9 protein-coding genes are annotated in these 9,290 nt (G+C 42.7%); all 9 read right to left on the bottom strand.

Features of this window, described 5'->3' with window-relative positions; genetic code table 11:
• Positions 1–362 precede the first annotated feature (362 nt).
• The 9 genes from ACKI5G_RS10970 to ACKI5G_RS10930 all read right to left on the bottom strand — a co-directional run bounded on the left by ACKI5G_RS10970 (position 363) and on the right by ACKI5G_RS10930 (position 9,261).
• Positions 363–1,394: an HlyD family secretion protein gene (locus ACKI5G_RS10970; protein ID WP_407400335.1), complete on the bottom strand. Its 1,032-nt coding sequence runs from the start codon at positions 1,392–1,394 to the stop codon at positions 363–365.
• A 69-nt stretch (positions 1,395–1,463) separates the two neighbouring features.
• A complete protein-coding gene (locus ACKI5G_RS10965) occupies positions 1,464–2,096 on the bottom strand; it encodes a hypothetical protein (RefSeq protein WP_407400333.1) in 633 nt (210 codons plus the stop codon).
• 91 nt (positions 2,097–2,187) lie between these two features.
• Entirely contained in the window at positions 2,188–3,180 is a 993-nt protein-coding gene (locus tag ACKI5G_RS10960) for a nucleoside kinase (RefSeq protein ID WP_407400331.1), read from the bottom strand.
• 83 nt (positions 3,181–3,263) lie between these two features.
• Positions 3,264–4,259, bottom strand: a complete 996-nt coding sequence (locus ACKI5G_RS10955; protein ID WP_407400329.1) for an inorganic phosphate transporter — start codon at positions 4,257–4,259, stop codon at positions 3,264–3,266.
• Positions 4,252–4,881: a DUF47 domain-containing protein gene (locus ACKI5G_RS10950; RefSeq protein WP_407400327.1), complete on the bottom strand. Its 630-nt coding sequence runs from the start codon at positions 4,879–4,881 to the stop codon at positions 4,252–4,254. Before ACKI5G_RS10950 ends, ACKI5G_RS10955 begins: the two co-directional genes overlap by 8 nt.
• A gap of 148 nt (positions 4,882–5,029) precedes the next feature.
• Positions 5,030–6,271: a pyridoxal phosphate-dependent aminotransferase gene (locus ACKI5G_RS10945; protein ID WP_407400325.1), complete on the bottom strand. Its 1,242-nt coding sequence runs from the start codon at positions 6,269–6,271 to the stop codon at positions 5,030–5,032.
• 223 nt (positions 6,272–6,494) lie between these two features.
• Positions 6,495–7,724 carry an aspartate kinase gene (locus ACKI5G_RS10940; protein ID WP_027396359.1) on the bottom strand — a complete coding sequence of 410 codons (1,230 nt, stop codon included), beginning with the start codon at positions 7,722–7,724 and terminating at the stop codon, positions 6,495–6,497.
• A gap of 206 nt (positions 7,725–7,930) precedes the next feature.
• Complete coding sequence (gene ruvC, locus ACKI5G_RS10935; protein WP_407400323.1) at positions 7,931–8,425, bottom strand: crossover junction endodeoxyribonuclease RuvC; 495 nt, start codon at positions 8,423–8,425, stop codon at positions 7,931–7,933.
• Positions 8,426–8,529: 104 nt separating this feature from the next.
• A complete protein-coding gene (locus tag ACKI5G_RS10930) occupies positions 8,530–9,261 on the bottom strand; it encodes a YebC/PmpR family DNA-binding transcriptional regulator (RefSeq protein ID WP_407400321.1) in 732 nt (243 codons plus the stop codon).
• Positions 9,262–9,290: the final 29 nt, after the last annotated feature.

Genomic DNA, 9,290 nt, shown 5'->3' with positions numbered 1-9,290 from the left:
GAATAGAAATCATCCATATCCTTCAAGAAAACCCGCATAGGAATTTTCTCATCAGTATCATTACCGGCAAGATCAATACCTACCAAAGACACGTACATGATTTCCGGATGAGCCTTTAAGGTCTCAATGATATCCTCCTTCTTGGAATTTGCTGGGATGACAAACAATAAATCTTCCATAACCTTTACCACCTTTTCATAAATAATATTTACAATAACCTAAATACATTTTTAGCTGTAAACAAAAAAACCACACAGACAACAAAACACGTAGTCTGTGTGGCATCATCGCCATAAAATATGCAACTTGTTTACGAGTCAAATAATAACACAATGAATTTATTTTGGCAAGACTTTTTTTATTTATTTACTAAGCCTTAAATCCACCTTGTTGCCAAAATGAATTCCGTCCATTGCTTCCCTTGGAATGGCTATTTTAACCACAATCTTTCCGGATGGATATGGACTTGTATAACCTGCTTCACTGTTGGCGGTATCACTATTCTGGGATTCTCCGTCATCCTCCGGAGAAATCACCTCAACAATAGTCCCCTCATATTTCTTTCTATCCACAAAGAAATATGCCAACTGTCCCAAAACAGCATAATCACTTTCATCAGGATTTAGATACGCCTCAACCCAAATATCATTATCGTTGCCTACGAAAGCAACCACATCTCCGGCCTTTATTTCCGAGCCGGTTTCAATGCCATTGAGATATACCACGCCATCCACGGGAGCTGTAATCTCTGTGGCACTGCTGCTGGTCTTGGCCTGTTCCAAAGCCATACGGGCCTGATTAACCTGAATCTCTGCCCGCCTTACGGCCTCTTCATTTGGGGGCTGATAGGAGGATTCATAAGTAACAGAACTGGAACTGCCACCACGGGACAAGACTGCCTGATACTGGGCTGCAGCTTCATCACGTTGGATGCCACTAACGGCCCCCATCTCATAAAGTCTGTTCATCTGATCCAGCTTGTTTTTGGCATTGGCAATTTCAGCAGAGGATGCACCGCCTCCTCCTGAATGAACCACCGGACGCTGAATCATTACCCCTTGCTTTATCTGAGCCAAATTCTTTTCTGAAAGTTCCAATGTCTGTTCCATCTGGCGTATCTGCTCGTCAGTAACTGTTACCTCAATGCGGGCAATTACATCCCCAGCCCTTACCGTATCACCATTATGCACCATCACCTCAGTAACGCTGCCAGGTGCTCCGGCTCTGGCTCCTACCATATTTCCGGTAATCTTGGCATCATATATATCCAGATTTCCCCAGCAGTACATTATGTACCACACCAGACTGGAACATAACAGCGTCAGGGCAATAACTCCGACCAATCCGTATTTAATAACTATTTTTGCTTTATCAGTAACATCTATCTCTGCCAAAACAAACCTCCAAAATAAATGGGAATCTGTGAATATACACAGACTCCCAATATATGTACAAAACTAATATCAAAGGCCCTCAAGCTCACAGCCTATAAGCTGTGCCACATCTGTCCAAGTATTGTTTATGGTCTTATGCCCCATAACAGCCTTCACATCAAGCCCTGATTCCTTGGCCAAACGACTTGCCTTGACTATATCCATAATTTTATACTGCTGCTCAATGAGTGCAGCCACCGAAGCCCTATCAATACCATATCTTTGATTAATCCTATCAATAAGGGCATTATTACGGTACGCCCTCACCAAATCCTCGGAAATCCCCAGAGCTTCAGATACATCAATCCATGTATTATCATTCTTTTTCAAATCAGCAACGCTGTCAAAGGACTTATCCGCCAGCTTAGCCATTAAAGCAATCTGACAGGCATCCTCAAGGCATCCGTTCTCATTGCAGTATTTCATCACCGCACCATAAGACACACCATAGTGATTAGCTATAGTGGCAGCCAGCTCATTTCTGTCAGCCCAACGCCGCGGTACCTGATAATGAACCCTGGTCAGAGGCTTTTCTGCCTCAATACCATTACTATTCGCAACGGCCTCAACCTGCTGACAAAAACCTGATGTAAATACCAAAGAACTTACGAGCAATAATCCAGATAAAAACTTAACACCATAATTACGATTCAGCTTTACCATAGGAGTCACCCCTCTACGCCTTTCTTTATATTATACCACGCAGACAGTCATAAGTCCTTAAATAAAAATTAAAAGCTAATAATTGGATAAATTAACTTACATCAAAACAGGAACCGCCTATAAATTCCCTTATAAGGGAGTTGCACGGAATATCCCGCTGATCATATATTGATTTAAAATTACGGCAAAAAGCCAAAAGCTCCTGTGCCTTCTCGTAGGATTTTTCCTCCGGAGATATCTCTGCCAGCATATACATAACATAATGCTTCAAAGCTCCCAGCTCATAAATCAGAGCAGAATTAAACATTACATCCGCATCATCCTGATAAGGGAAAATATATTTTTCTTCCCCGGCTCTAACCCCTGGCCACAGCTCAATAGTATTGTCTGCACTACGTCCCCGGGTGCGGAAATCACGGACTATGCGACGCAAAAGCCGCACCCTGGATGTGGAAATTCTGGTATTTTCATCCATATTCAGCTGATTTAAGGCACTGACATAAATTTTAAACTTATGATCGCGGGGAATGGAACTGGTAAGCTTTTCATTCAATCCATGAATCCCCTCGATGATAATAGGCTGATTCAATGCTATTTGCCTTGTATTGGCCGGATTCATTTCCCTTATACCCTTTTTGAAATTAAAGGTTGGTATGATTACCTCTTCCCCCTCCATAAGGGAGGTAAGCTGTTTATTAAATAGCTTTATGTCCACAGCGTCTATGGACTCAAAATCGTATGATCCATCCGGCAGCTTAGGGGTATCCTCCCTATTGACAAAATAATTGTCAATGGATAGGGACACCGGCTCAAGGCCCATTACTCTAAGCTGAACTCTTAACCGTTGGGCAAAGGAGGTTTTTCCCGAGGATGATGGTCCGGCTATTAGAATAAGTCTATTATTATTTAAATCTCCAGTGATTCGGTCCGCAATATTGGCAATCTTCTTTTCATGCAGTGCCTCTGATACACGAATCAAATCCCTGATACCACCGTTATCAATTATTGCATTTAAGTCAGAAACGTAGGAACAGTGCAATATTTTGGCCCATTCCTTTGCTTCCTCCAAAACTTCCTTAAACATAACCCCCACCATCCTTTAGTCATATATACAAGAAAAGTGACCGCTTGCGACAGTCACTTTACCTCTTTATTCTCATGCTGACATCATTCAAAAAAGACCATCAACAAGCCATAGCAAATGGCTCCCATGGCAGCGGTACAAGGGATAGTAAGCACCCAGGCCATAACCATCTGCTGAGCTACGCCCCAACGGACAGCCTTAATTCTCTTAGCCGCCCCCACACCCATAATGGAGCCTGATACAACATGGGTTGTACTTACAGGCAAATGAAGCAACGTAGCCGTAAAAATAGTGATAGAAGAATTCAAATCTGCCGCAAACCCGTTTATAGGCTCCAGCTTAATTATCTTACCACCTACAGTTTTAATTATACTCCAGCCGCCTACAGATGTACCCACAGCCATAGCAGTAGCACAAAGTACCTTTACAATGAGCGGAACCTCAAACTCCTGCAGTACACCACCGGAAACCAGAGCCAAAGTGATAATACCCATAGATTTCTGGGCATCATTGGAACCATGGGAAAAAGCCATGGTAGCAGCAGTGACAATCTGCATTTTCTTAAATCGGTGGTTTACCTTGGATGGACTGGAATTCTGGAAAAACTGAAACATCAAATTCATGATGATATAACCTACCACCATACCCACCAACGGAGATGTTACCAGGGCAATAACAATTTTTCCTATACCCGTAAAGTTAAGCCCCCCCATGCCCATATCAGACATGAGAACACCACCAATTAATCCGCCTACCAAAGCATGGGATGAGCTGCTCGGAAGGCCAATCTTCCAGGTCAGCAGATTCCAAATAATAGCACCCGTCAAAGAGGCTATTATAATCGGCTGATCAATATGTCCCACTACAATATCGCCACCAATGGTCTTGGCTACACCGGTGCTGACCATGGCGCCAAAGAAATTCAGTACCGCAGCCATCATAATAGCACGACTTGGTGAAATAGCCCTGGTGGACACAGATGTGGCTATAGCATTTGCCGTATCGTGGAAACCATTTATAAAGTCAAATGCCAAGGCCAAAACTATAACTATAATAATAAAAGGATGTAAATCAAGCATACTTCATTACCACGCCTCTAAGCAAATCTGCCATTTTCTCGCAGTGATCAAGGGTATCCTCCAAATCCTCAAGCAAATCCTTCCACTTGATAAGCTCAATAGGATCCTTTACCTGGGCAAAAAGATACGCCAGCTCACTTCTAAATATATGGTCGCCCTCACTTTCGAGCTTGCTGACCTCACTGGTCAGACTGAGAAGCTCTTCCTGATTCTTGCTGATTTCCGGCAACAACTCAAGCACCCTTATAATTTTCTGAGTACATTCAATAAGGAGCTTCGTCAATCTGATGGCTCCCTCCCTAGCCTCACCTGTATGATAGATAACAATACGTTGTAAAATGCCCTGCAACAGGTCTACACCATCATCCAGGCCATTGGCAATGGCATAAATATCCTCACGGTCAATTGGAGTAATAAATGTCTGATTCAGCTTGTCAATTATCCGATCATTGACCCTGTCAGCCTTATGCTCAATATCATTTATTTCCTTAACCTTTATATCAGCTTTACGATGGTCCACCATAACCTCGTCCATCAAAAGCGAGCCCTGATAGAAAAATTGCGCACTTTCCAGGAAAAGATCATAAAATTCGGTATCACCTTTTCTGTTAAAATTAAACATAGTAACCTCCCTTACCTATCCCAATCTATTATAACTATAACACATAATAGAGCCTTTTAACAATAAATTTTCCCCATAGCAAAAGAGGAGATACCGCATTGATATCTCCTCTTTATCAGTGTAATAAATAAAGATTACGTGACTACGATTATCCCTCAACAGCCTTTAATGCTTTAAGCACCTTTGCAGCCATTCCGTACATTTTTGCCTTTGGAATAGAGCAAACGGCGATACGAACGCCCTTCTTCAGTGGAACAGCAAAAATCAAATCCTCATGCATTTTCTCGCATACTGCGGCAGAATCCTTGGCAGGAACAGATATAAAGAAGCCAGCCTTATAAGGCAGAGCCTTCAACCCACATTCCTCGGCTTCCTTCATAAAGATGGCAGCTCTGTCGCGAATTACGCCGTAAAGCTCATCACGCTCTTTTTCAAACTGAGCCAGCATTGCACTGTCCTGCTGAATGGTAGTAAGCAGAGTCTGAGCACCACGGTTGATGTTAGACCAGGTAGCACGACCGGTAAACTTGGTAACGTTCTTAAATTCCTCAATAAGCTCTGCACTGGAGGAAAGACCAATAAGAGCACCGGTACGCTGACCATACATGGTATAACCCTTGGACATGGAGAAGGCAAACATTACGAAAATATTTTCTGGAAGATTACTGAACTGCTTCATAAAACGACGGGTTTCATTCTTCTCACCGGCGTAATCGATATAGGCGATATCCACCATCAGATTAACCTTCTTGCCCTTGGCAGCCCATGCCTTGGACATATCGATAACCTTTGTCCACTCCTCATCAGTAAGGCTATAGCCAGTTGGGTTATGGGCAGGAGTATTGATAATCAGCAGCAAGGAATCCTGCTTGGCAAAGAGCTCCTCCACCTTAGCTTCCAGAGCCTTCACATTGTAATTCTGATTTTCATCAAAGAGCTGGTAGGTAGCCAAAGTACGCCCAGCCTCCTGGCAAAGAGGATTGTAAGTTCCCCAGAACCAGTCAGATGTCAGCACCTGATCCCCGATTTCAGAGTAATTCTGGATAGCCATGTGCAGTGCTCCTGTTCCACCAGAAGTAGCGCATGCGGCAATATGGCCCTCAGGCTTATTATCAGCGAAGGTCAGGCCGATAACAGCATCCAGATATGCCGGGAGACCAGCAGGTGGAGCATAAGCAGCCACATCAGAAATCTTCAATCCCCTAAAAGCCTTTTCCATAGTAGGAAGACAGGCCAGCTTGCCATCCTCTCCTATTATAGAACCAACAGTGGCATTAGTAACCTTATCAGCACCATGAACCTTAATAGCTTCGTTGCAGGCACCACTTGCGCCAAAAATAACGTCTACCAGCTTTTTACCAACCCGATGTGAAGCAACCTGTGAACTCATACATTATCAGCCTCCTTAAAATAAAAAATATTATTACTCTTTTAAATCATTATACCACTTTTATACGATTTTTCCTTTATTATATTTAAAATAATATATATTACCTATTAAACATTTTTATACTTAATATGTATCATTTTATATATATGCCATTTACCCCGTAAAAATAGGAGAATGTCAACATAACAGACATTCTCCCTTTCTTAATTTAAAATCGTATTTTTTACTTCTCAGGGAAAAATTCCTTGTGAATTGCATTGGCTGCTTCGCTCAGCTCGGAGCCCTTAATAAGGCAGCTAATGCTGATTTCAGAGGTACTGATGGCATCGATGTTTACATTGGCATCAGCCAGGGCACCAAACATTCTCGCCGCGATACCAGGGTTACCCAGCATTCCAGCACCTACTATAGATACCTTTGCCACATCCTCCTCAATGAGAACAGCAACTGCGTGGAGCTTTTCTGCCACAGCATCCACAGTTTTCTTGGTCTCCGGAAGATCATCAAGGGTGGTGGTAAATACCATATCAGTAACATTCTTCTCAATGTTTCTGATACTCTGAACAATCATGTCTACTGCTATATTTTTGTCTGCCAAAGCAGAGAATATTTCCTTTGCGATACCCGGATTATTAGGAACGCCAAGAACTGCAATTTTAGCTACGTTTTTGTCATGAGCTACGCCACGAATCAAGAAATCCTTCTCTTCCATTGTATATGCCTCCCTAATCATTGTGCCTGGTGTGTTTGTAAAGGTTGAACGAACATGAATCGGAATATTAAAGTATTTACCCATTTCCACAGAACGTGGCTGCATAACGCCAGCTCCCAGACGGGCCATTTCCAACATCTCGTCATAAGTAATTTCCTGCATTTTTCTGGCATCAGGAATAAGACGTGGGTCAGCCGAATAAATACCATCAACATCAGTATATATTTCACAGGAATCTGCCTTCAGGGCGCCAGCCAAAGCCACAGCAGAGGTATCAGAGCCGCCACGACCCAAGGTTACAGGATCTCCATGCTCATCAACTCCCTGGAAGCCGGCAACTACAACAATATTGCCCTTATCCAGCTCTTTCTTTACTCTGGCAGGCTTAATATCAAGAATCTTGCCCTTGGTATGAACGGAATTTGTTTTCATACCAACCATCTGACCAGTAAGGGAAATAGCCTTCTGTCCCAAAGTACGGAATGCCATGGTAAGAAGGGAAATAGAAACCTGTTCACCAGTAGTCAGCAGCATATCCATTTCACGGGTATACTGATATGGATTTGGATTAATCTGTTTTGCCAGCTCAATCAACTCATCTGTAGTATCACCCATGGCGGATACTACCATTACAATCTGATCTCCCGGCTGTTTTTCGGCGATGATTCTTTTGGCCACATTAAGGATTTTTTCAGTGGTTCCCACTGATGAGCCGCCAAACTTCTTAACAATAAGAGCCATATTTACCTCCTATGATTCAAAACAAATATCTTATAATACAGAATTACTACAATCCATAGTAAGTAGACATTTGTTTTGTAAATTCTCATTAATACACTCAAACAACAAGTATTATAATACATTTATGTGTTCCAGTCTACAGAAATCCCCAATAAAAAGTGTATACTTTGTATTTTTTTATGTACAATCCACCATTCTATGTAAACCTAAATTTTATTCCTATAGGTAAAGCTGTTTAGAATATAGGAGGTACAAATGGCAACTGCCAAGGCATCTGCCACATCATCCGGTTTGGGTGGTTCGGGAAGATTCAGTAGCTTGGTAACCATATAGATAACCTGTTCTTTGGTGGCCTTGCCATATCCCGTTACAGACTGTTTTACCTGAAGCGGTGTTCGCTCCACCAGCTCCAAACCATTTTTGGCTGCCGCCAACAACACCACACCTCTGGCCTGTCCTACCGGAATGGCCGTAGTAACATTACGATTAAAAAACAACTGTTCAACACCCATGACATCCGGCTTGTATTTTTTTATCAGCAGATCCAGCTCATCATATATTTTTACCAGCCTATCCTCGGGTCTGGCCTTGGCACTGGTAGTTATGGCACCGTATTCATGGGCTATAAGGCGACTGCCGTTGGATTCCACAAAGCCATAGCCACAAATTGCCGTTCCCGGGTCAATACCCAATGCAAGCATTATCCTCTCTCCTCAATAAAAAACAAAGTTCATCCTCATCCTTCAATTTTGAATAACTGAGATTTCGCAGTAAAAAATAAGCGGCCCGCAGGCCGCCATATTTTTTATTCTTCGTCCATTTCGTAGTTGCCATATACTTCCTGAACATCATCGTTATCATCGAAAGCATCCAGCATTTTCTGCATATTCACAACATTCTCGCCTTCAACCTTAACGGTGTTATCAGGTACCATTGTAATTTCTGCAGAAGCAGTTTCAATTCCTTTGTCAGTCAACGCCTGAAGAATATCATCAAAAGCATCAGGCTCACCAGTGATCTCAAAAGCATCCTCTTCAGCCACAAAATCATCAGCACCGGCTTCAAGAACAAGCTCCATGAGAGCATCCTCATCGTCAAAGGCTTCCTTTTCCACTACGAAAACAGCCTTCTTATTAAACATCCAGGATACACAGCCATTAGCACCCAAAGAGCCGCCATATTTGGAGAAAATGTGACGCACATCTGCTGCAGTACGGTTGCGGTTATCGGTAAGGATATCCAGCATAATTGCAGTACCACCTGGACCATAACCCTCGTAGGTCATCTCCTCGTAATTGCTGCCATCGGATGCACCCAAGCCTTTCTGGATTGCACGATTGATGTTATCCTTTGGAATATTGTTGGCCTTAGCCTTGCTCAGGGCCAGCTTAAGACGCATATTACCTGTTGGATCGGAACCACCCATACGAACTGCAATGGTAATCTCGCGACCGATTTTAGTGGTAATCTTACCGCGAATAGCATCATTTGCGCCTTTCTTTCTCTTAATATTAGCCCATTTAGAATGTCCTGACATTACTGAAAACTCCTTTTATTACATTTTCT

Origin of the sequence: Anaerovibrio sp., from assembly GCF_045637405.1 — a bacterium.
In the GTDB taxonomy this organism is placed as follows: domain Bacteria; phylum Bacillota; class Negativicutes; order Selenomonadales; family Selenomonadaceae; genus Anaerovibrio.
The sequence above is the reverse complement of the archived record's forward strand: the minus strand, read 5'-3'. Positions and strand labels throughout refer to the sequence as shown.